The organism is Comamonas sp. lk, assembly GCF_900564145.1.
Lineage (GTDB): Bacteria > Pseudomonadota > Gammaproteobacteria > Burkholderiales > Burkholderiaceae_C > Comamonas.
This window is the reverse complement of the sequence record NZ_UOOB01000002.1, coordinates 620,198-641,587: the sequence shown is the minus strand read 5'-3', so window position 1 is coordinate 641,587 and position 21,390 is coordinate 620,198. Positions and strand designations below refer to the sequence as shown.

The 21,390-nt window shown below is 63.5% G+C and carries 18 protein-coding genes; 9 read left to right on the top strand and 9 right to left on the bottom strand.

Translation table 11 applies throughout. The features are described from left to right. Nucleotides 1-120 precede the first annotated feature (120 nt). The 3 genes from EAO39_RS21705 (at nt 121) to EAO39_RS21695 (ending at nt 2,181) form a co-directional block, all read left to right on the top strand. Nucleotides 121-1,269, top strand: coding sequence for an aminotransferase class V-fold PLP-dependent enzyme (locus EAO39_RS21705; protein ID WP_120971740.1), 1,149 nt, complete (start codon nt 121-123; stop codon nt 1,267-1,269). Nucleotides 1,270-1,271: 2 nt separating this feature from the next. Then, nucleotides 1,272-1,709: a hypothetical protein gene (locus EAO39_RS21700; protein WP_120971739.1), complete on the top strand. Its 438-nt coding sequence runs from the start codon at nt 1,272-1,274 to the stop codon at nt 1,707-1,709. A gap of 61 nt (nt 1,710-1,770) precedes the next feature. Next, nucleotides 1,771-2,181, top strand: a complete 411-nt coding sequence (locus tag EAO39_RS21695; RefSeq protein ID WP_120971738.1) for an FKBP-type peptidyl-prolyl cis-trans isomerase — start codon at nt 1,771-1,773, stop codon at nt 2,179-2,181. Nucleotides 2,182-2,213: 32 nt separating this feature from the next. On the opposite strand, the gene norR is transcribed toward EAO39_RS21695, so the two are convergent. Beyond that, nucleotides 2,214-3,806, bottom strand: coding sequence for a nitric oxide reductase transcriptional regulator NorR (gene norR / locus EAO39_RS21690; protein ID WP_120971737.1), 1,593 nt, complete (start codon nt 3,804-3,806; stop codon nt 2,214-2,216). Nucleotides 3,807-3,955: 149 nt separating this feature from the next. Here norR and hmpA point away from each other — a divergent pair, with 149 nt between their 5' ends. Continuing rightward, on the top strand, nt 3,956-5,134 hold the full coding sequence (gene hmpA / locus EAO39_RS21685) for an NO-inducible flavohemoprotein (RefSeq protein WP_120971736.1): 1,179 nt from the start codon (nt 3,956-3,958) through the stop codon (nt 5,132-5,134). Between the two features lie 57 nt (nt 5,135-5,191). On the opposite strand, the gene EAO39_RS21680 is transcribed toward hmpA, so the two are convergent. Next, a complete protein-coding gene (locus EAO39_RS21680) occupies nt 5,192-5,437 on the bottom strand; it encodes a DUF3297 family protein (protein WP_120971931.1) in 246 nt (81 codons plus the stop codon). A 142-nt stretch (nt 5,438-5,579) separates the two neighbouring features. On the opposite strand from EAO39_RS21680, the gene EAO39_RS21675 reads away from it, so the two are divergent. Beyond that, complete coding sequence (locus EAO39_RS21675; RefSeq protein WP_120971930.1) at nt 5,580-6,893, top strand: DUF445 domain-containing protein; 1,314 nt, start codon at nt 5,580-5,582, stop codon at nt 6,891-6,893. Nucleotides 6,894-6,995: 102 nt separating this feature from the next. Here the strand turns inward: EAO39_RS21675 and EAO39_RS21670 are convergent, their stop codons facing one another. The 4 genes from EAO39_RS21670 to EAO39_RS21655 all read right to left on the bottom strand — a co-directional run bounded on the left by EAO39_RS21670 (nt 6,996) and on the right by EAO39_RS21655 (nt 10,090). Continuing rightward, nucleotides 6,996-7,439 carry a hypothetical protein gene (locus EAO39_RS21670; RefSeq protein WP_120971735.1) on the bottom strand — a complete coding sequence of 148 codons (444 nt, stop codon included), beginning with the start codon at nt 7,437-7,439 and terminating at the stop codon, nt 6,996-6,998. 45 nt (nt 7,440-7,484) lie between these two features. Further along, a complete protein-coding gene (locus EAO39_RS21665; RefSeq protein ID WP_120971734.1) occupies nt 7,485-7,910 on the bottom strand; it encodes a hypothetical protein in 426 nt (141 codons plus the stop codon). 116 nt (nt 7,911-8,026) lie between these two features. Next, nucleotides 8,027-9,391 (bottom strand): heavy metal sensor histidine kinase, encoded by a 1,365-nt coding sequence (locus EAO39_RS21660; protein WP_120971733.1) that lies wholly within the window; start codon nt 9,389-9,391, stop codon nt 8,027-8,029. Between the two features lie 3 nt (nt 9,392-9,394). Beyond that, nucleotides 9,395-10,090 (bottom strand): heavy metal response regulator transcription factor, encoded by a 696-nt coding sequence (locus EAO39_RS21655; protein ID WP_120971929.1) that lies wholly within the window; start codon nt 10,088-10,090, stop codon nt 9,395-9,397. 148 nt (nt 10,091-10,238) lie between these two features. Between EAO39_RS21655 and EAO39_RS21650 the strand changes: the two genes are divergently transcribed. The 4 genes from EAO39_RS21650 (at nt 10,239) to EAO39_RS21635 (ending at nt 17,492) form a co-directional block, all read left to right on the top strand. Continuing rightward, entirely contained in the window at nt 10,239-11,492 is a 1,254-nt protein-coding gene (locus EAO39_RS21650) for a TolC family protein (RefSeq protein WP_120971732.1), read from the top strand. Nucleotides 11,493-11,514: 22 nt separating this feature from the next. Next, nucleotides 11,515-12,834 carry an efflux RND transporter periplasmic adaptor subunit gene (locus EAO39_RS21645; protein ID WP_120971928.1) on the top strand — a complete coding sequence of 440 codons (1,320 nt, stop codon included), beginning with the start codon at nt 11,515-11,517 and terminating at the stop codon, nt 12,832-12,834. A 146-nt stretch (nt 12,835-12,980) separates the two neighbouring features. Continuing rightward, on the top strand, nt 12,981-16,103 hold the full coding sequence (locus EAO39_RS21640) for a CusA/CzcA family heavy metal efflux RND transporter (RefSeq protein ID WP_120971731.1): 3,123 nt from the start codon (nt 12,981-12,983) through the stop codon (nt 16,101-16,103). Nucleotides 16,104-16,148: 45 nt separating this feature from the next. Further along, on the top strand, nt 16,149-17,492 hold the full coding sequence (locus tag EAO39_RS21635; RefSeq protein ID WP_120971730.1) for a D-serine ammonia-lyase: 1,344 nt from the start codon (nt 16,149-16,151) through the stop codon (nt 17,490-17,492). Between the two features lie 9 nt (nt 17,493-17,501). Here the strand turns inward: EAO39_RS21635 and EAO39_RS21630 are convergent, their stop codons facing one another. The 3 genes from EAO39_RS21630 to EAO39_RS21620 form a co-directional block, all read right to left on the bottom strand. Next, nucleotides 17,502-19,049, bottom strand: coding sequence for an FAD-linked oxidase C-terminal domain-containing protein (locus EAO39_RS21630; RefSeq protein ID WP_120971927.1), 1,548 nt, complete (start codon nt 19,047-19,049; stop codon nt 17,502-17,504). Between the two features lie 149 nt (nt 19,050-19,198). Further along, nucleotides 19,199-20,320 (bottom strand): ABC transporter substrate-binding protein, encoded by a 1,122-nt coding sequence (locus EAO39_RS21625; protein WP_120971729.1) that lies wholly within the window; start codon nt 20,318-20,320, stop codon nt 19,199-19,201. Nucleotides 20,321-20,456: 136 nt separating this feature from the next. Beyond that, nucleotides 20,457-21,383 carry a LysR substrate-binding domain-containing protein gene (locus EAO39_RS21620; protein WP_120971728.1) on the bottom strand — a complete coding sequence of 309 codons (927 nt, stop codon included), beginning with the start codon at nt 21,381-21,383 and terminating at the stop codon, nt 20,457-20,459. Between the last annotated feature and the right edge of the window lie 7 nt (nt 21,384-21,390).

The window sequence follows — 21,390 nt, the reverse complement described above, 5'->3', positions numbered from 1 at the left end:
CGTGCATGGCCGCAGCCCATGCTAAGCTGGATGTTTCCAATGAGCAGCCCGGCAATGCACGGTGCTGCCGACCGTGCCCTTGATGTGCAGGGGTGCGGCCTTTTTGACTGGAGATGATTCATGCCCGGACTGCTTCCCGATATCGATCCCGATGGCCTGCTCGAGTTCTCGGTGGTCTACACCGATAGAGCACTCAACCACATGTCCAAGAAGTTTGTGGGCGTGATGCAGGACATTCTGGTCACGCTCAAAGAGGTCTATCACGCCCATACGGCCGTGCTGATCCCCGGCAGCGGCACTTTCGGCATGGAAGCCGTGGCGCGCCAGTTCGCGAATCGCGAGAAAGTGCTCATCGTGCGCAACGGCTGGTTCAGCTATCGCTGGACGCAGATTTTCGACGCCGATGCCGGTCTGGGCGGCGGCTCTGTGGTCTGCAAGGCGCGCAAGCAGGGTGAGGGCGCTCAGGACCCCTGGGCACCATGCCCCGCAGCAGAGGTGGCCGATGCCATTCGCGCAGAGCGACCCAAGGTGGTGTTTGCTCCGCATGTGGAAACGGCCAGCGGCATTTTGCTGCCCGATGAATATCTGCGTACCGTGGCCGATGCTGCACACGAAGTGGGCGCGCTGTTCGTGCTCGATTGCGTGGCCTCGGGTGCCATGTGGGTGAACATGGAAAGCACCGGTGTGGACGTGCTGATCTCGGCGCCGCAAAAAGGCTGGAGCAGCTCGCCTTGCTGCGCCATGGTCATGCTGTCCGAGCGCGCCCGCACGGCGATTGAAGACACGAAAAGCTCCAGCTTTTCCTGCGATCTGAAGAAGTGGATGCAGATTGCCGAAGGCTATGAAAAAGGCCAGCACGCCTATCACACCACCATGCCCACCGATGCCCTGCTGCGCCTGCGCGATGTGATGCTGGAAACGCGTGCCTACGGCTTTGCCAAGGTGCGCGAGGAGCAGATTGCGCTGGGCACCAAGGTGCGAGCCCTGTTGCAGTCGCGCGGTTTCCCCAGCGTGGCGGCCGAAGGTTTCAAGTCACCGGGCGTGGTGGTCAGCTACACCAGCGATGCCGAAATTCAAAGCGGCCGCGCCTTCATGAAGGTGGGCTTGCAAACCGCTGCCGGCGTGCCGCTGCAATGCGATGAAGGCCCGGATTTCAAGACCTTCCGTCTGGGCCTGTTCGGCCTGGAGAAATGGCATGACGTGGATCGCAGCGTGGGGCATTTGTCCAAGGCATTGGACGATATCGGCATTCCGGCTGCCAAGGCCTGAACATGAAGCCGCCGCGCATGGGCGTGCTGCCCGTCGTGATGGCTGCGGCTCTGCTGTTGTCTGGGCCCATGGCCCGGGCCGAGAGCGTGAGCCGTGCGCCCAATTCGGCCAGGCCGCCCGCCGAGGCTGCAGCCGGCAAGTTGTTTGAAGGCTCGCGCTGGGCCTTGAACTACAACGCCGGCGAAGGCGAGCGCATGTATGACGTGCAGCTGCATGGCGGCGGCCGCATGATCAATACCGATCCCAATGACCGAACCCACGACAACGATCGCTGGGAGGCCAAGGGCAAGTACCTCATCCTGCGCTTTAACGACAGTTACGCCGTTTACCTGGGTACGCTGCAAAGTGATGGCAGTCTCAAGGGCCAGGCCAGCAATGTGGTGGGTGACAGCTGGCCCTGGACGGGCCGTCCATCGCGGGGCGATACGACGGCGCGTTAATTTCCACCGGTATTTGCGCCATAGCGTATGGCGCTTTGTTTGAAGAAAAGCGAATCAGCAAATGAACACGATTGCACAGGCCCTGGTGGCCGCATCCGCACTGGCTTTCGGCTTGGCAGCGCAAGCCGCCGAGCCCGTGACCACGGCCAGCGGCCTGATCTACCAGAGCGTGACCGAAGGCACGGGTGCCAGCCCCAAGGCCTCGGACAAAGTCACGGTGCATTACCGCGGCTACTTCCCCGAGACGGGCAAGGAATTCGACAGCTCCTATGCACGCAAACAACCCATCGATTTTCCGCTCAACGGCGTGATTCCCTGCTGGACTGAAGGCGTGCAGAAGATGAAGGTGGGCGGCAAGGCCACGCTGACCTGCCCGGCCAGCATTGCCTACGGCAGCCGTGGTACCGGTCCGATTCCGCCCAATGCCACGCTGAAGTTTGATGTGGAACTGCTGGCCGTCAACGGTCGCTGAAATAGCAGAATTACAGGCTTGATGTTCCTGAATCAGGAGCGTTCAATGCCTAACCGCTTGGCGGTGCGCTGCAGATTGGCCCTGTCCATCTGCAGCTCGCGCGCTGCGGCGGCCCAGCTGCCTTGGTGGCGGGCCAGCGCATCGGCTACCAGTTGGCGTTCATAGCTCTGCAGCCTCTCGCGCAGACCGGCCTCGTCAGCCGCCTCGGGCACGGGCAGCTCTTTTGGTAGGGCCGAAGAGGGCGCTGGCGCCGGCCCGGAGGCCGGCGATGCTTCCCATAAATCCTGTACCCCTATGCTGACCATGCGCGGCCGCTTTGCCTGGCTGTCGTTACTTGCCGCCGTAGTCTGACGGCTCAAGGCCTTGAGCACGGCGCGGCTGATCAGATGCTCCAGCTCGCGTACATTGCCAGGCCAAGGCTGTAGCAGCAGGGCCGACTGTGCTTGCGCATCCAGGCGCAAGCCGCCCAGGCCCAGGCGGGAGCGGTTCTCTTCCAGAAAATATCCGGCCAGCAGCAGCACATCGCTATCGCGCTCGCGCAGCGCCGGCACCTGCAGCGGATAGACGTTGAGCCGGTGATAGAAATCGGCCCGCATGCGCCCGGCCCGCACTTCCTCGGCCAGATCGCGGTTGGTGGCCGCCACCACGCGCACGTCCACATGGTGCTCGCGGTCCGAACCCAGCCGCTGCAGCTGTCCGCTTTGCAGCACGCGCAGCAACTTGGCTTGCACGGGCAAGGAGAGTTCACCCACTTCATCGAGAAACAGCGTGCCCTGATCGGCCTGCTCGAACTTGCCGCGCCGCTCGCTTTGTGCACCGGTGAAAGCGCCGCGTACATGGCCGAAGAGCTCGCTTTCCACCAGATTGTCCGGCAGGGCCGCGCAATTGATGCTGACCAGGGGCTTGTCTGCGCGGGCGGACTGGGCATGCACGGCCTGTGCCACCAGCTCCTTGCCGGTGCCGGTTTCGCCGGTGATGAGCACGCTCAGATCGCTGGCAGCCACCAGGCCTATGTCTTTTTTGAGCTGGCGCATGGCGGGGCTGTGGCCCAGCATCTCGGGCTCGGAGCGGCTGGCTTCGGCGGGCGTGGGGTGAGAACCCTCGCGCGCCATCTGGGTGAGTTGCTGCACGCGCTCGGCCGTGGCCACGGTGGCTGCGGCCAGATTGCTGAAGGCCTGCAGCATGTCCAGCGCCGCCGCATCGGCAAAGCGGCCGGGCTCCAGTGCATCCAGCGTCAGCAGACCCCAGCTCAGGCCACCGGTTTGCAGCACGCAGCCCATGCAGTCGTGCACGTCCAGCGGACCGTGATGGGCGATCAAGCCGTCGTAAGGGTCTGGCAGAGAGCTGTCGGGTTCAAAGCGCATGGCCTGGCCTGCCGCCAGCAGCTGGGCCAGCCGGGGATGTTCGGCCAGTCTGAAGCGCCTGCCCAGCGCGTCGGGCACCAGGCCGTCAATCGCCACCGGGCGCAGCCATTCGCCTTCCAGGCGCAACAGGGCCACGGCATCGGCCGGCAGCAAGGTGCGCAGAGCGGCAAGCAGGCGGCGCAGGCGCTCGCGCTCGGGCAGGTCCTGGGCCAGATCGGCCACCAGTGGGATGACGGCGTGGAGTATTTTGGTTGCGGTCATATCGACATTGTATGCAGTCAATAAGACTGCTTTCTCATGGAGTCAATTTGACACTGTTTGCTGCAAGTCCTTGTTTTTACAGCCTGTGATAGCTGGCATGGTCTTTGCAGATATGGGTTCAAACCTCCATGAGAAACAAGGAAACCTCTATGCTGACCGATCGCCAACGTGAAATTGTTCGTTCCACCGTGCCGCTGCTGGAAACCGGCGGTGAGGCCTTGACCACGCATTTCTATCAAATCATGCTGGCCGGTCACCCCGAGGTGCGTCCGCTGTTCAATCAGGCCCACCAGCAAAGCGGCTCCCAGCCGCGCGCGCTGGCCCACAGCGTGCTCATGTATGCCAAGAATATCGATCGCCTGGAAGGTCTGGGCAATCTGCCGGCGCAAATCATCAACAAGCACGTAGCGCTGCAGGTGCAGGCCGAGCACTACCCGGTAGTCGGTGCCTGCCTGCTGCGTGCCATCCGCGAAGTGCTGGGTGCCGAAATCGCCACCGACGAAGTGCTGGCGGCCTGGGGTGCGGCCTATCAGCAGCTGGCCGATATCCTGATCGGAGCCGAGCGCAGCGTGTACGAGCAAACCGCAGCCGCGCCCGGCGGCTGGCGTGGTGCGCGTGATTTCAAGCTCAGCCACAAGGTGGCGGAAAGCGCCGAGATCAGCTCCTTCTATCTGGAGCCTGTGGATGGCGGCGCCGTCATGGCGCACCAGCCCGGTCAGTACATAGGCATGCGCCTGGTGATCGATGACGTGGAGCAGCGCCGCAATTACTCGCTGTCTGCGGCCAGCAATGGCAAGAGCTATCGCATCAGCGTCAAGCGCGAAGAGGGTGGCAAGGTTTCCAGCTATCTGCACGATGTCGTGAAGGTGGGCGATGTGCTGCAGCTGTTTGCACCATCAGGCCATTTCACGCTGAAGGATGGCGAGAAGCCGCTGGTACTGATCAGCGGCGGTGTGGGCATCACGCCCACCTTGCCCATGTTGCAGGCTGCGCTGCCCACCGGCCGTTCCATCACCTTCATCCACTGCGCACGCGAGCGCAAGGTTCATGCTTTCCGTGATGCCATCGATACGCTGGCCGCCGAGCATGCGCAGCTGACGCGCCACTACTGCTATGAGACAGTGCAAGCCGATGATGGCGTGGATGCCCAAGGCCATCTGAGTGCCGCGCAACTGGGCCAGTGGCTGCCGGAGTCGCGCGATGCCGATGTGTACTTCCTGGGCCCCAAGGCTTTCATGCGCTCGGTCAAGCAATCCCTGCGCGAGCTGGGCGTGCCCGAGGCGCAGGTGCATTACGAGTTCTTCGGCCCCGCCGAAGCGCTGGCCTGATTGCTATCTTATCAATAGCTTGAAGCGTATGTTCATCAATCGCTTCAAGCTGTTTTTTTAACGGTAGTAGGCTTCCACCGTACCCTTGATCTTGATCAGCAGGGGCTTGCCCTTGCGGTCCAGGGTCTTGCCGGCCGGCACCTTCACCCAGCCTTCGCTGACGCAGTATTCCTCCACGTCAAAGCGGTCCTTGCCGTTGAAGCGGATGCCGATGTCGTGCTCGAACACGGCGGCCACATGGTGGGGGCTGCGGGGGTCGATGGACAGGTGGTCGGGCAGTTCGGGGCGGATGGCGTCGGTCATGGTGTTCTGGGATGCAAAAGACTCAAAACCGGCATTGTCTGCGCAATCGCAAAGGCCTGTCAGGTGCCGCATCAATGCCGGATGACAGGCTTAGGGTCCGTTGCGCCTTGGCGCAGCCTTGGGCCTGCCCTATGCTTGGCCCATGCTCACATCCGAACAACGCCTGACATTGCAGCAGGCCAAGCGCCTGCCTCTGGTGCTTTTGCTGCTGGTGACCGCCGGATTCATTGCCACGGCAGTGACGGGTGCACGCTGGGAGGTCGTCCCCTTGTGGCTGGTCTGTCTGCGCGCGATTTGCGAGGCCGCCATGGTGGGGGCGCTGGCCGACTGGTTTGCGGTGACGGCGCTGTTTCGCCCTATACCGCTGCCCCTGGTGGGACGCCACACGGCCATCATTCCGCGCAACAAGGATCGCATCGGCGAGAACTTAGCCGTCTTCGTGCGCGACAAGTTTCTCGATGCTCCCTCGCTGATGGCGCTGATCGAGCGCAACAACCCTGCACAAGCCCTGAGCGACTGGCTGACCACGCCCGCCAACAGTCAGCTGCTGGGCAAACAGGTGGCGCGCATGGCGCTGGCCGGACTGGAGATGGTGCAGGACAAGCAGGTGGAGAAGTTTCTCAGCCAGTCTCTCAAGGCGGTGCTGTCCCAGCTCAATCTCTCGGGTACGGCGGCTTCGCTGCTCACGGGTCTGACCCAGGGCGGGCGCCATCAGGCCGTGCTCGACGATGTGCTGGCCCGCCTGAGCAGTGTGCTGCGCACCGAGCAGACCCATGTGCTGATTGCGCACACCATAGTCTCCTGGCTCAAGCGCGAGCATCCGCTCAAGGAAAAAATGCTGCCCACCGACTGGCTCAGCGAAAAAGGCGCCAGCGTGTTTGCGGCGGCCATGGACAGCATGTTGCAAGACATTGCCACCAACCCCGAGCACCGCATGCGCGAGGCCTTTGATGCCTCGGTGCACCGCCTGATAGAGCGACTCAAGCACGACCCCGAGTACGAGCAGCGGGTGGAGCAGTTGCGCCACTATCTGCTGCATGACGAAAAGCTGGCCAGCTATCTGCGCGAACTATGGCTGGGCCTGCGCGCCAAGCTGGAAAAAGATCTGGCTGACGAGCATTCGGCCCTGGCCCGCAAGACCACGGCCATGGGCCGCTGGCTGGGCCATTCCCTGGCGCACGACGAGGCGCTGCGCACCTCCATGAACGAGCGTCTCAAGCGCTGGGCCGGCTCGCTGGCGCCCGATGTCTCGCAGTTCATAGGGCTGCATATTGCCGACACTGTCAAACGCTGGGATTCGCAACAGCTGTCCGAACTGATAGAGGCGCATATAGGCAAGGATTTGCAGTACATACGCATCAACGGCACGCTGGTGGGCGGTGCCATAGGCCTGCTGCTGTTTGTGATTTCGCATGCCGGCGCCATCGTGCGCAGCCTGGGCACGATGGCTAAATAATGCTATTTGTTTTGTAGCAGTATGCCGTTTCTCGTCCGGCATGCATGGCGGTTTTGCCGACCTTCGGCAGCCGAACTCAGGCCGCCAAAGATTGAGCCGCCATCAGCTGGCTGCTGAGCTCTGGTTTGCCGCTGCATCAGGCTGCAGCAAATGCATGCCGATCTGCTGCCAGGCCTTGGCGGCATCGTGCTCGCCGGCAAACTGATGGCAGCTGGCGGCCGTCATGGCCACGCGGCCATCTTCCTGGTTCAGATCAAAGGCCAGCTCGCACTGGGCTGCGGCATTGGCCCACATGACGGCCGCATTGGCCGAGCCTTCTTTTTGCAGTGCATGGGCTTCGGCCATCCAGGCCTGGGCCAGGCGGAATGCGGCTTCGGGCTGGTCCATGTCGGCCTTGTGGGCAAGGTAAAACTCCTTGCCGGCGGCCTGCCACAGTGCACGTGCCTGGTTGAAGTCTTGGGTCGCCACCGACTGGGCCTGCGCGACCAGGGCATTGCCGGCCTGCAAATGGGTGGAGTAGCTGGAGGAGTTGCTGTCTTGGGACATGCCGCGATTGTCGCCAAAATTCTTCCCGCCTGTGCGCGTGGGGGGCTAGAAGCGCAAGTCCAGGCTCTGGTGTTTGGCGCCCACGCGAACCTGCCGCTTTTGATTCTGGCCGTCCTTGGTCGTGGCGCTCACGGTATAACTGCCCGCAGGCAGTTTGAGCAGGCAAACCGGGCCGCTGGCCGTGAATGTCTGGGTTTGTTTGCCGCCCTCTATGGTGACGGTGAGATCGGCCAGATACTCGCCGTCCTTGGCCGCAAACAACAGAGACAGCGGATAGTCCTTCATCGCTGAGCGCATGGCGGTGGATTCATCCTTGCCTATGCCGCCGCAGCGGTATTGCAGCGCGCCTTGTTCGCGCATGGCCGGAGCTTCATCTGCAGCAAAGGCGGGCGATGCCGTCACGCTTGCTGCGCACAGCAAGGAAGTCAGAAGGCGGCTGCGCAGCGATGGATGGGTGGTGTAGAAGTACATTCGCGTCTCCGATCAAAGAGCGCCCATGCGCTCCGCCTTCATGGTGAACCGCGAGAGATGCCGCGCATGTCGGCAAGGCCTGCGAGCGCCTGTGGGCCCGCACCGGCCTGGCGCGGTTACTGCAATGGCAGCCGCAGGCCTATGCAGGTGCTGCCGTTGCCGGATTGGGCAAACACCTGGCCGCCATGCATGCGCGCAATGGCCGCCACGATCGCCAGCCCCAGACCGTGGTTGCGGTCTGCCTGACTGCGGGCAGCGTCGGAGCGGTAGAAGCGATCGAACAGCCGCGGCAGATGCTCGGCATCGATCTCGGGGCCGGTGTTGTGCACGGCCAGTGTCAGCTGGCAAGGCGGCGTGCTGTGCGTGATCTGCACCACGATGGTCGAGCCCTTGACGGCATAGCGCGTGGCATTGCCCAGCAGATTGGACAGTGCCCGGCGCAGCAGGCGGGCATCGACTTGTGCGCTGACATCGCCATCAATGCGTACCTGCACCTCCGCTTCCTGCAATGCCGCTTCGTGAAACTCCGTCACCTCGCAGGCCAGGGCGGCCAGACTGGCCACCGCCGTGCGGCGTGCCCCTTCGCCACGGTCGGCGTGCGAGAGAAATAGCATGTCGGCAACGATGCCGGCCATGCGCTGCAGGTCTTCAAGATTGGAGGCCAGAATGTCGCGCAGTTCCTCGGCGTTGCGCGGTTTGCGCAAGGCCAGCTCGCAGCTGCTGATCAGCGTGGTCAGCGGGGTATTGAGTTCGTGCGCCACATCGGCGTTGAAAGCTTCCATTTGCCGGTAGGCTACGGCCAGTCTGGCCAGCAGCGAGTTGAACTGTGCAATCAGGGGCCGCAGTTCCTGGGGTTGGCCGCTGTCGTCCAGCCGTTTTTTCCAGTCGCGCGTCAAGTCCTGCTCGGTGAGCTGACGGGTTTGCTCCAGCAGCAAATGCAGGGGCTCCAGTCCACGGCGTACCAGCCAGGTACTGAACAGCGAGACCAGCAAAGCGCCGACGATGGAGGCCAGGCCCAGCGTCCATGCCAGCTTGCGCAGCATCGCGTCGTCGGGGTGTTTGTCCAGCATCAGCGCGACCTGTACGCTTTGCGCGGCCAGGCTGGGCGCGCGGCTGAGCACGCCGGGCAATTCCACGCTGAAGCTCAGGCGCTCGCTGCGCGGGTCGTTCAAGGGCTGGCGCAATTTTTCAAACAGCAGCTGACCGCTGGCGTCCGTGATGCGCAGCGAGAGTTCGTCGTGTCCGGTCAGAAAATCGTCCAGCATATGCATCAGCATGTCCGGCGTATGGGCGGTGCGGCCTTCCTGCAGCAAATGCTCTACCGCTTGCTGCTTGTGCAGCAGGCTGTCTTGCTGGCGCTGGGTGAGCATGATGGCGGTGACCCAGTAAACGGCCAGGCACACAAAGCCCAGGCCCAGCATGGTCTGCAGCGCCAGAGAGCGCGAGAGGCGCTTGCCCAGATGGGGAATGCCGGGTGTCATGCTTTAGCCCTGAGTAGCAGCACGCAGCTCCAGCACATAGCCCATGCCGCGCACTGTGTGCAACAAGGCGGTGTCGAACGGTGCATCCAGCTTCAGGCGCAGGCGGCGCACGGCCACTTCCACCACATTGGTTTCGCTGTCAAAGTTCATGTCCCAGACCTGGGATGCCAGATCGGTGCGCGACAGCACCTCGCCCCGGCGGCGCAGCAGCAGACTCAGCAGATTGAATTCCTTGGCCGTCAGATCCAGGCGCTGGCCGGCGCGGGTGGCGCGTCTGCGTATCAAGTCCAGCTCCAGATCGGCCATGCGCAGCAGCGTGGCTTCTGGTGTGTTTTGCTGCTGCAATCCGCGTCGCAACAGCACATGGATGCGCGCCACCAGCTCCGAAAAAGCAAACGGCTTGACCAGATAGTCATCGGCGCCGCCTTGCAAGCCCTTGACGCGGTCTTCCACCTGGGCACGGGCCGTCAGCATGATCACCGGCGTCTGGCTGGACTGGCGCAGCGCCGCGAGCACGGCCAGGCCGTCAATGCCGGGCAGCATGCCGTCGAGCACGATCAGGTCGTAAGCCTGTTCGGTTGCCAGATGCAGACCGTCAATGCCGTTGTGGGTGATATCCACCACAAAGCCTTCTTCGCCCAGTCCTTTTTGCAGGTACTCGGCCAGCTTGACTTCATCTTCAATGACCAAAAGCTTCATGGCATTGATTGTCATGCAAAGCCCCGGTTGGCGAAGATGACGAATTTGTCATCTTGAAGTCAGAGCTGTGTCGTTTTGCGCTGGCTACAGTCCCTGAGCCCCAGATATGCCTTGCAATCGTGCAGCGGCTTGCCGGGTGGAGACGGCTATGTATTTTTCCTCGAAGCTGACAGCGGCACTGCTGGCATGTGCCGGCTTGACGGGACAGCTCGCCTGGGCCCAGCTGCCGGCCATACCCGCTGGTGCGCAGCCCATCAGCTTGCAGACCGCTTTGGCCATGGCCATGGAGCGCAATGCCACGCTGCGCGCCGCCAGTCAGGCGCTGGCCGCCAGTGAAGGCGCGGTGTTGCAAAGCCAGGCGCGGCCCAATCCCGAGCTGGCTTATTCGCAGGAAGACACGCGGCGCGAGACACGCTCGATGACGCTGCAATGGAACCAGCCCCTGGAGATCGGCGGCAAGCGCGCCGCCCGTATCAAGGTGGCCGAGTACGGCCGCGAGCTGGCCCAGGCCGAGCTGGATGCCGCACGTGCCGGCTTGCGTGCCGATGTGCGTGCCGCCTTTGTCAACTTGCTGGCGGCCCAGCAGCGCGTGCAGCTCAATGAGAAAACGCTGGAGATCGCCGCCCAGGCGCGCGATGCGGCGGCCAAGCGGGTGCAGGCGGGCAAGATTGCTCCGCTGGAAGAGACCAAGGCGCGGGTGGCAGAATCCAGTGCCCAGCTGGCGCTGGCTCAGGCGCAATCGGGTCAGCGCGTGGCGCGCCAGCAACTGGCGGCCTTGTGGGGGGGCTCCGCCGCTTCTCTGGGGCCGGCAGTCGGTGAAGTCGGCCGCTTGCCCAGCGTTCCAGAACAAGCGGGCTTGCTAGAAAAAATAGAGCAATCTCCGCAATTGATACGGGCGCAGCAAGCGGTTTTGCAGGCGAAGTCTGCGGCGGACCTCGAGCGCGCCCGGCGTCTGCCCGATCCCACTGTCAGTCTGGGCATGAAACGCGCCCAGGAAGTGGGGCGCAACCAGCTGGTGATGGGCATCTCTGTGCCCTTGCCCATTCTGGACAGCAACCGTGGCAACCAGCTGCAGGCTCTGCGCCTGGCCGACAAGGCCGAGGATGAGCTGACCGCCACGCGCCAGCAGTTGCAGGCCCAGCTTTTGCAAAACCACGAGCTGTTGCAAACCAGCCGCGCCCAGGCCGAGCAGCTGAATCGCCAAGTGCTGCCCGCAGCCCAGTCGGCCTATGAGGTGGCGGCCAAGGGCTTTGCCCTGGGCAAGTTCAGCTACCTCGACGTGCTGGATGCGCAGCGCACGCTGGCAGAGGCACGCAGCCTGTATCTGGAGCAACTGGTCGCCACCCACAGCGCGGCCGCCGATATCACCCGCCAGCTCGGCGACGTACCCGGTCTTGAATGAATCTGCGAATCCGATGAACGCCATGAATCTACCCACCACCTCATCGCGCCGCACGGCGGTTGCGATTGCCGTCATTCTTGTTCTGGGCGCCGCTGGCGCTTTCGCCATTTTGCGCGGCACCGAGCCTGCCGCCGCCAAGCCGGACAGCCATGCCCATGCTGGCGCGGAAAAGAGCGGAGGCAAGAGCGAGGACCCGCACGACGACAAACACGAGCATGGCAAGGAGCAAGCCCATGACGACCACGGCGACGAGCCACAGGGCGAGCACAGCCATGAGGGCGGAGCGCATGCAGAGAAGGAGCCGCAGCAAGACCTGCTCAAGCTGGATGCCGCTGCTGCCAAGGCGGCCGGTGTGACGCTGGCCGCCGCAGGCCCTGCTGCCATCGGCAGCACGCTGCAACTGCCTGGCGAGATTCGCTTTAACGAAGACAAGACAGCACACGTGGTACCGCGCGTGGCCGGAGTGGCCGAGAGCGTATCTGCCAATCTGGGGCAGATGGTCAAGAAAGGACAGCTGCTGGCCACGCTGACCAGTCCGGCCGTATCCGAGCAGCGCAGCGAGTTGATGGCTGCGCAAAAGCGCCTGGCACTGGCACGCACCACCTATCAACGCGAAAAGCAGCTGTGGCAGGAAAAAATCTCTGCCGAGCAAGACTATCTGCAGGCTCAGCAGGTCTTGCGCGAGGCCGAAATCGCCGCCGCCAATGCCCAGCAGAAACTGGCAGCCATTGGTGCGGGAGCGGGCTCTGCGGGCGCGCTCAACCGCTTCGAACTGCGTGCTCCCTTCGATGGTGTGGTAGTGGAAAAGCATCTGTCCGTTGGCGAGGCTGTGCAGGACAGCGCTGCGGTTTTCACCGTCTCGGATCTTCGCTCGGTCTGGGCCGAGATGAAGGTGTCCGCTCCCGATCTGCCCTTTGTGCGCGTGGGTGAGAAAGCCGTGGTGCATGCCACGGCCTTTGAGTCGAAGGCCACGGGAGTCGTGGCCTATGTGGGCGCGCTGATTGGTCAGGAAACCCGCACCGCGCCCGCCCGCATCACGCTGGACAACCCGGACGGCATCTGGCGTCCGGGCCTGTTCGTGAATGTGGATCTCACAGCTTCGTCCCAACAGGCGGCTGTGGCCGTGACCACGGCTGCGATCCAGAAGATCGAGGGCGACAAGCCCGTGGTTTTTGTTCCCGTGGAAGGCGGCTTCAAGGCCCAGAGCGTGAAGCTGGGCAAGGCGGATGCCCGAAACACCGAGGTGCTGCAAGGCCTGAGTGCCGGCCAGAGCTATGTGGCGGGCGGCAGTTTTGTGCTCAAGTCCGAGCTGGGCAAGGCCACGGCAGAGCACGTGCATTGACATGTCCCCCCTGAGGCGCTGTGCGCCTTCCCCCCAAGGGGACGACACCTTCGCCTGGGCGGCCCCGCCGCGAGGCGGCTCTTGCTCGATGTCCCTTTGCCAGGCCACGCATGAGCAAAGGCCTCGGATCATGTTTTGGAGTTTGAATGTTTGAGCGCATCATCCGCATAGCCATTGCCCAGCGCTGGTTTGTCATGCTGGCCACCCTGGCTCTGATAGGCCTTGGCATCTACAACTACCAGCGTCTGCCGATCGACGCCGTGCCCGACATCACCAATGTCCAGGTGCAGATCAATACCTCGGCGCCCGGATATTCGCCGCTGGAGACCGAGCAGCGCGTGACCTTTCCGGTGGAGACGCTGATGGCCGGCCTGCCGAATCTGGAGCAGACCCGTTCGCTGTCGCGCTACGGCCTGTCTCAGGTGACGGTGGTGTTCAAGGACGGCACGGACATCTACTTTGCCCGCCAGCTGGTCAACGAGCGCATGCAGCAGGCGCGCGATGCCCTGCCCGCCGGTGTCACGCCCACGCTGGGGCCGATTTCCACCGGCCTGGGAGAGATCTATCTGTGGACCGTGGAGGCCGAAGACGGCGCGACCAAGGCCGATGGCTCGCCCTATACGCCCATGGATTTGCGCGAGATTCAGGACTGGGTCATCAAGCCCCAGCTACGCAACGTGGCCGGAGTGACCGAGATCAATTCCATTGGCGGTTTTGCCAAGGAATATCTGGTGGCGCCGCGGCCCGAGAAACTGGCCGCCTATGGTTTTACGCTGAGCGATATCGTCACGGCGCTGGAACGCAACAACACCAATGTGGGCGCCGGCTATATAGAGCGCCAGGGCGAGCAGTATCTGATTCGCGCCCCGGGCCAGGTGCACGGCATGGCCGATATTCGTGAAGTGATTGTGGGCACGGCGCGAGGCGAACCCATACGGGTGCGTGATCTGGCCGATGTGGGCCTGGGCCGCGAGCTGCGCACGGGCGCCGCCACCGACAACGGCCGCGAGGTGGTGCTGGGAACTGTCTTCATGCTGATTGGCGAGAACAGCCGCGCCGTGTCGCAGGCAGTGGATGCGCGCATGCAGCAGATCAACAAAAGCCTGCCGCCCGGCGTGAAGGCGGTGACGGTTTACGACCGAACGAATCTGGTGGACAAAGCCATTGCCACCGTCAAGAAAAACCTGCTGGAAGGCGCGGCCCTGGTCATCGTCATCCTGTTTCTGTTCCTGGGCAACCTGCGGGCGGCGTTGATCACGGCGATGATCATTCCCCTGTCCATGCTGTTCACCTTCACCGGCATGGTGCAGTTTCGCGTCAGCGCCAATCTCATGAGTCTGGGGGCGCTGGATTTCGGCATCATCATCGACGGTGCGGTAGTGATTGTGGAGAACTGCGTGCGCCGACTGGCCCATGCGCAGGCGAGCATGGGCCGCGCCCTAACGCGCAAGGAGCGCTTTGATGAGGTGTTTGCCGCAGCCAAGGAGGCACGCCGCCCGCTGCTGTTCGGGCAGCTCATCATCATGGTGGTCTACCTGCCCATCTTTGCGCTGACCGGTGTGGAAGGCAAGATGTTCCACCCCATGGCGCTGACGGTGGTGATTGCGCTGTTGGGGGCCATGCTGCTGTCCATCACCTTCATCCCCGCCGCGATTGCGCTCTTCATGGGCGGCAAGGTGGGCGAGAAGGAGAACCGCCTGATGGGTTTGGCGCGCCGCGCTTATGCGCCGGTGCTGGCCAAGGTCATGCGGGCGCCTGCCGTGGTGCTGACTGCCGCCGGCGTGGTGGTGGCGTTGAGCCTGTTGCTGGCCACGCGCATGGGCAGTGAATTTGCGCCCAATCTCAATGAGGGGGACTTTGCGATTCAGGCGCTGCGCATTCCCGGAACCAGCCTCACCCAGTCGCTGGAGATGCAGATGCAGCTGGAGCGGGCGCTGAAGGCGCAGTTCCCCGAGATCGAGCGCGTGTTCGCACGCACGGGCACGGCCGAGATTGCCTCCGACCCCATGCCGCCCAATATCTCGGACGGCTACATCATGCTCAAGCCCCGCGATCAATGGCCTGATCCGGCCCGCTCGCGCGACGATCTTCTGACTGCGGTGCAGGCGGTAGTGGAAAAGATTCCGGGCAGCAACTACGAGTTCTCGCAACCGATCCAGCTGCGTTTCAACGAGCTGATTTCGGGCGTGCGCAGCGATGTGGCGATCAAGATTTTTGGCGACGACATGCAGGTGCTGGAAAAATCGGCACAAAGCGTGGCGGCCATGCTGCAAAACATTGCCGGGGCTTCGGAAGTCAAGGTGGAGCAGACCACGGGCCTGCCCATGCTCACCATACAGATAGACCGCGAGAAGGCGTCGCGCTACGGGCTGAACATGGGCGATGTGCAGGACGCCATTGGCACGGCTTTGGGCGGGAGCCAGGCGGGCACGGTGTTTGAGGGCGACCGGCGCTTCGAGATTCAGGTGCGCCTGCCCGAAGCGATTCGCAACGACATGGAGTCCATAGGCCGTCTGCCGATTGCCCTGCCGCGCGGCGTCGACGGACGCCTGGGCTTTGTGCCGCTGTCGTCGATTGCCACGATGGCGCTGGCACCCGGCCCGAATCAGGTCAGCCGCGAGGATGGCAAGCGCCGCATCGTCGTCAGCGCCAATGTACGCGGGCGCGACATGGGCTCGTTTGTGGCGCAGGCGCAAAAAGAGCTGGAAGGCCTGAGCCTGCCCGCTGGCTATTGGACGCGCTGGGGCGGTACCTTCGAGAACCTGGAGTCGGCCCGCAAGCGCCTGCAAATCGTCGTACCGGTGGCACTGGCCCTGGTGCTCACGCTGCTGTTTGCCATGTTCGGCAACATCAAGGACGGGCTGATTGTCTTTACCGGCATTCCGTTCGCCTTGACGGGCGGGATTGTGGCGCTATGGCTGCGGGGCATTCCGCTGTCCATCTCGGCAGCCATTGGCTTTATTGCGCTGTGCGGCGTGGCCGTGCTCAACGGTCTGGTGATGATTTCCTATATCCGCTCGCTGCGCGAGCAGGGCATTGGCCTGGAGCAGGCCGTGACCGAAGGTGCGCTGACCCGCTTGCGCCCCGTGCTGATGACGGCGCTGGTGGCCTCGCTGGGCTTTGTACCCATGGCGATTGCCACGGGCACCGGGGCCGAGGTGCAGCGCCCTCTGGCCACGGTGGTGATTGGGGGCATTTTGTCGTCCACGGTGCTGACGCTGCTGGTGCTGCCCCTGCTGTACTGGCTTGGCTATCGCCAGAGGCCCTGAAGTCAGACCGTCAGCAGGCTTTAACATGGCAGGCCTGTTTAACGGATGCCTGCCATGACTTCTGCCTATCCACTGCTGCCGGACATTGTTGAAGACCTGCGCCAGGCCCGGCCCACGCTCTGGGCGGGGCGTGGCGGGCAGACGCAGTCCACACACCATGTCAGCGTCGAGCAGGTGCAGCAGGCCGTGCAGCGCTTCGAGCGCTTTGCTCCCCTGCTGGCTCAGTTGTTCCCTGAGCTGCAGGCCAGTGGCGGGCGTATCGAATCGCCGCTGGTGGCCGTGCCGCAGATGCAGGCTGCGCTAGGCCTGTCGCCAGAGCTGGGGCAGTGCTGGGTAAAGGCCGACCATGGGCTGCCCGTGGCCGGTTCCATCAAGGCCAGGGGCGGCGTGCACGAGGTGCTGGAGTACGCCGAGCAAATTGCCCTGCAGCATGGTCTGTTGAAGGACGGCGACTATCTGCAGCTGGCTTCGGACCAGGCAAGGGCGGTTTTTGCCCGGCACCAGGTGGCGGTGGGTTCCACCGGCAATTTGGGCCTGTCGATTGGGGTGATGGCCTCGGCTCTGGGCTTCAAGGCTGCCGTGCATATGTCGGCCGATGCCAAGGAATGGAAAAAGCAGCGCCTGCGCTTGCGCGGCGTGGAGGTGGTGGAGCACGCGGGCGACTATGCCCAGGCCGTGGCCGCCGGCCGCAAGCTGGCCGAGCAAGATCCGTTTTGCCACTTTGTGGATGACGAGCACTCGCTGTCTCTGCTGTTGGGCTATGCGGCAGCGGCTCCGCATCTGGCGCAGCAGCTGGGCCAAGCGGCTTGCGTGGTGGATGCCGAGCATCCGTTGTTTGTCTATATTCCCTGCGGTGTGGGCGGCGCACCCGGCGGTGTGGCACTGGGCCTGCAGCAGATTTTTGGCGAGCATGTTCACTGCTTCTTTGCCGAGCCGGTGCGCTCGCCGTGCTTTATGGTGGAGATGCTGGCCGGCGAATCCGCGCTGCCGGGGCTGGGCCCGCACCCCTCGGTTTACGAGCTGGGCATGGACAACCACACCGAGGCCGACGGCTTAGCCGTGCCCAGCGCCTCGCAACTGGCGGCCGATGTGGTGCGTGGCTTTCTGGGTGGCGTGTTCACGGTGGAAGATGCAACGCTGTTTCGTCATCTCTACCTGCTTGAGAGCACACAGGGCATGCGCATAGAGCCATCGGCGGCGGCAGGCTTCAGCGGGCCGCAGGCTTTGCTCAACAGCGAGGCAGGGCGGGACTATCTGCAGCGCCACCAGTTGCTGGAGCAGATGGCCCAGGCCACGCATATCGTCTGGACTACGGGCGGGCTGTTTGTGCCCGAAGCCGAATACGCGCAGTTTCTGGCGCGGGGCCAGAAACTTCAGCAGACAGCGTAAATCAGCGCGTCAAAAGCGTGGCAGATCGGGGTGGCTGATCTGGCCGCCGCGCACCAGCATCTTGCCGTATTCGGCGCAGCGGTTCAGCGTGGGGATCACCTTGCCGGGGTTGAGCAGCGAGAGTGGATCGAAAGCCGCCTTGAGGGCGAACATCTGCTGGTTCTCCTCGGTGCTGAACTGGGTGCACATGCTGTTGAGCTTTTCCACGCCCACACCGTGCTCGCCGGTCACCGTGCCGCCCATGGCCACGCTGGTTTCCAGAATGTCGGCACCGAACAGTTCGCAGCGGTGCAGCTCGTCGGGGTTGTTGGCATCAAACAGGATCAGCGGGTGCAGATTGCCGTCGCCGGCGTGAAACACGTTGGCGCAGCGCAGCTGGTATTTTTTCTCCATCTCCTGAATCGCCAGCAGAATGTCGGCCAGACGCTTGCGCGGAATGGTGGAATCCATGCACATATAGTCGGGGCTGATGCGGCCGCTGGCCGGGAAGGCGTTCTTGCGCCCGCTCCAGAAACGCAGGCGCTCTTCCTCGCTCTCGCTCACCGTGATGGCGGTGGCACCGGCGCTGCGCAGCACCTCGCTCATGCGGGCGATTTCTTCTTCTACTTCCTCGGGCGTGCCGTCGGACTCGCACAAGAGAATCGCCTCGGCCGTGAGGTCGTAACCGGCGCGCACAAAATCTTCCACGGCAGCCGTCATGGGCTTGTCCATCATTTCCAGCCCTGCGGGGATGATGCCGGCCGCGATCACGGCGGCCACGGCCGCGCCGGCTTTGCGCACATCGTCAAAGCTGGCCATGATGCAGCGCGCCAACTGGGGCTTGGGGATGAGCTTGACGGTGACTTCGGTGACCACGGCCAGCATGCCTTCGCTACCGATCATGGCGGCCAGCAAATCAAAGCCGGGGGTGTCGAGAGCCTCGGAGCCGAATTCAACCGGCTCGCCTTCGATGGTGAAGCCCTTGACTTTCAGCACGTTGTGCACGGTCAGACCGTATTTGAGGCAGTGCACGCCGCCCGAATTCTCGGCCACATTGCCGCCTATGGTGCAGGCAATCTGGCTGCTGGGGTCGGGGGCGTAGTACAGGCCGTAGGGGGCGGCGGCCTCGCTGATAGCCAGGTTGCGCACGCCGCACTGCACCAGGGCCGTGCGGCTGTAGGCGTCCACGTTCAGGATTTTGTTGAACTTGGCCAGCGACAGCGTCACGCCCATGGGATGGGGCATGGCTCCGCCCGACAGACCCGTGCCCGCGCCGCGCGCAATCACGGGCACTTGCACGGCATGGCAGGCCTTGAGCACGGCTTGCACCTGTGCATAAGTCTCAGGCAGGCAGACCAGCAGCGGGCGCTGGCGGTAGGCCGTGAGCCCGTCGCACTCATAAGGCGTGGTGTCTTCGCTCTGGTAGAGCAGGGCGTGGGCCGGCACATGGGGGCGCAGCGCGGCCAGCACCTCGGCCTGGCGCTTGGCTCGCTCGGAGAGCGCTGGTTGGCGATGTGCGGCGTTGGCCGCTTTGCTGGAGGCGGCAACAAGGTCGGTGAAAGTGCTGGCAGGCGTCATGTGCATCACTGTAGGGGATGTGCTGCCAGCGCGGTGTGAGCTTTATTGCAAGCCTGCTTGAAATGCGCTGCGGGCTTGGAAGTCGCCAGCCTTGCTATGCTTCAAAAAATAATAGCTTCAAGCGCTTTTTCTTATTGGGCTAGAGCCAGTTATTCTCTGAAATGTCCTCCTGCGTCAATCACGGCCAGGCCTACATAGCTGGAGCCAGCGCGCGGCATGGCAAAGCGCAGGCTCATCGCTCCATAGCGGATTTCTCCCATGGCATCCAGTGCTGCCATCAGCCCTATGCGGCTGGCTGCAGGGCCGGCCTTGCGCATGGCCTCCAGCAGAGTTCGGGTGTTGAGAAAAACTTCCAGGCCCAGATAAGAGGCGGGCGGCATGCCGCTTTGGGTCAGCAGCTGCTGATAGTCCTTGACGGCGGGGACTGCGCTTTTCCAGGGGCTTGGCACCAGCGTGGTGAACACCGTGCCGCGGGTATGCGCTCCCAGCCCCTGCACCACGGCACGGCTGGCCTGGGCCGCCAGGTTGTAGAACTGGGTGCCGACCTGGGCTTGCCGCGCCCTGGTGATCAGACCTATGGTGGCCGGAGCGCCGGCCAGCACGATGACGGCTTGCAAGCCGGGCAGGGCCGCCAGCTGCTTGGCAAGCTCGGGCGCATTGCTGCCCGAGGCCTCTATGGCCAGCGTTGCCAGCGGTTTGTGCCCTGCGCCGGCCAGCGCCGAAAGTGCGATCTGCAGGCTGTCTTTGCCAAAGCCGTCATTCTGATGAACGATGGCAATCTGCTGTTGGCCCAGAGTCTGCATCTGCTGCAGCATGGCGGCGATTTCAGCCTGGGCGCTGGCGCGCAAGGGATAGGCATAGCGGCCCGGCTGCTGGCGCATGCTGCCGGCTCCGGCTATGACTCCCACCAGAGGCGTCTGACCTTGCTGCAGCTCGGCTTGGATGGCGCTGCAACTGGCCGTGCCCCAGCAGTTGAGCAGGGCCACCGCGCCTTCATGAATCAGCTGGCGCGCGTTGCTGGCAGCGCGCTGGGGATCGTAGCCGTCGTCCAGGATCTTGAGCGTCAGCGCCCGTCCGCCCAGGCCGCCCTGACGGTTGAGTGCCTCGATCTGGGCCTGCATGATGGCCTGCCCTTCCTTGCCGGCTTCAGCCTGGGCTCCGGACAGCGGCAGGCTGGCCGCTATCGTCAGGTGATTTTCCTGGGCCTGTGCCGACAAACCGGTGGCTGCAATGGCGGCGATCAGCCAAACGCCGGGCAGTGTGCTGCGCATATGTCTCCTGTCTTTGTGTTGTCAGTCCATGGTGGATGGCTTGCAACAGGGGGAGAAGAGTAAAAGTGCTGCAGTGTCGGCAGGGGGAGACGTTAGGCTGTTTTGACCTGGGTATGGCGCAAGCACTTGATGGCTGTCAGCCCATGGCCTTGCGCAGCCATTCGGCAAAGGCCGCGCATTCCCAGCGGTCCATGGTGCCGGTTTCCCAGCACAGATAGTGGGCATGGGGGCTGGGGGCATCCACATCGAACAGACGCACCAGTGTGCCGTTTTCCATCCAGGGCGCGCCCAGCTTGTGGCGTACCAGGGCCACGCCCATGCTGGCAGCGGCGGCGTCGCACATCAGGCCGATGTCGTTGAACTGGGAGCCTTCATTGGGCTCGGCCATCTGCAGACCAGTGGCGGCAAACCAGGTGCGCCAGGGCTCCAGCGGGCTGCGCAGCAGCGGCAGGCCTTCCAGATCTTCGGGGCACTCGAAGGGACCGTATTCGCGGATGAAGGCGGGCGATGCCAACGGGGTAACCACGTCGCGTGCCAGCTCGATATGCTCCACATCGGCGTAGTGGCCGGCGCCATAGCGCACCATCAGGTCGGCATCTTCGGCAATCACATCGAGCAGCGGGATGGATACCTGCAACGCAATATCGATTTCGGGATAGGTATCGGTGAACTGGCGCAGGCGTGGAATCAGGATGACGCGTGCAAACGTGGGCGTGACGGCCAGCTTGAGCCGTCTTCTGCCCGGTGCGGCCGAGGCGCCGGGAAAGCGTTGCAACGCGCCCAGGCCTTCGCGCACATGGGCCAGGTAGGCGCTGCCGTCAGTGGTCAAAGAAAAATCGGCACGGCCAAAAAGGCGCGTGCCGAGAATCTGTTCCAGCTGCTTGACGCGGTGGCTGACGGCACTGGGGGTGACGCACAGCTCTTCCGCCGTCTGCGTGACGGAGCGCAGGCGGGCCAGGGCTTCAAAAGTGAGTAGGCACTGTATGGGCGGGATACGCCGTGCACCGCTGCTGTTCATGGCCGCGGCGCTACCGGTGACGGTGTTGGTGACGGTTATCCCCATGTGCGGA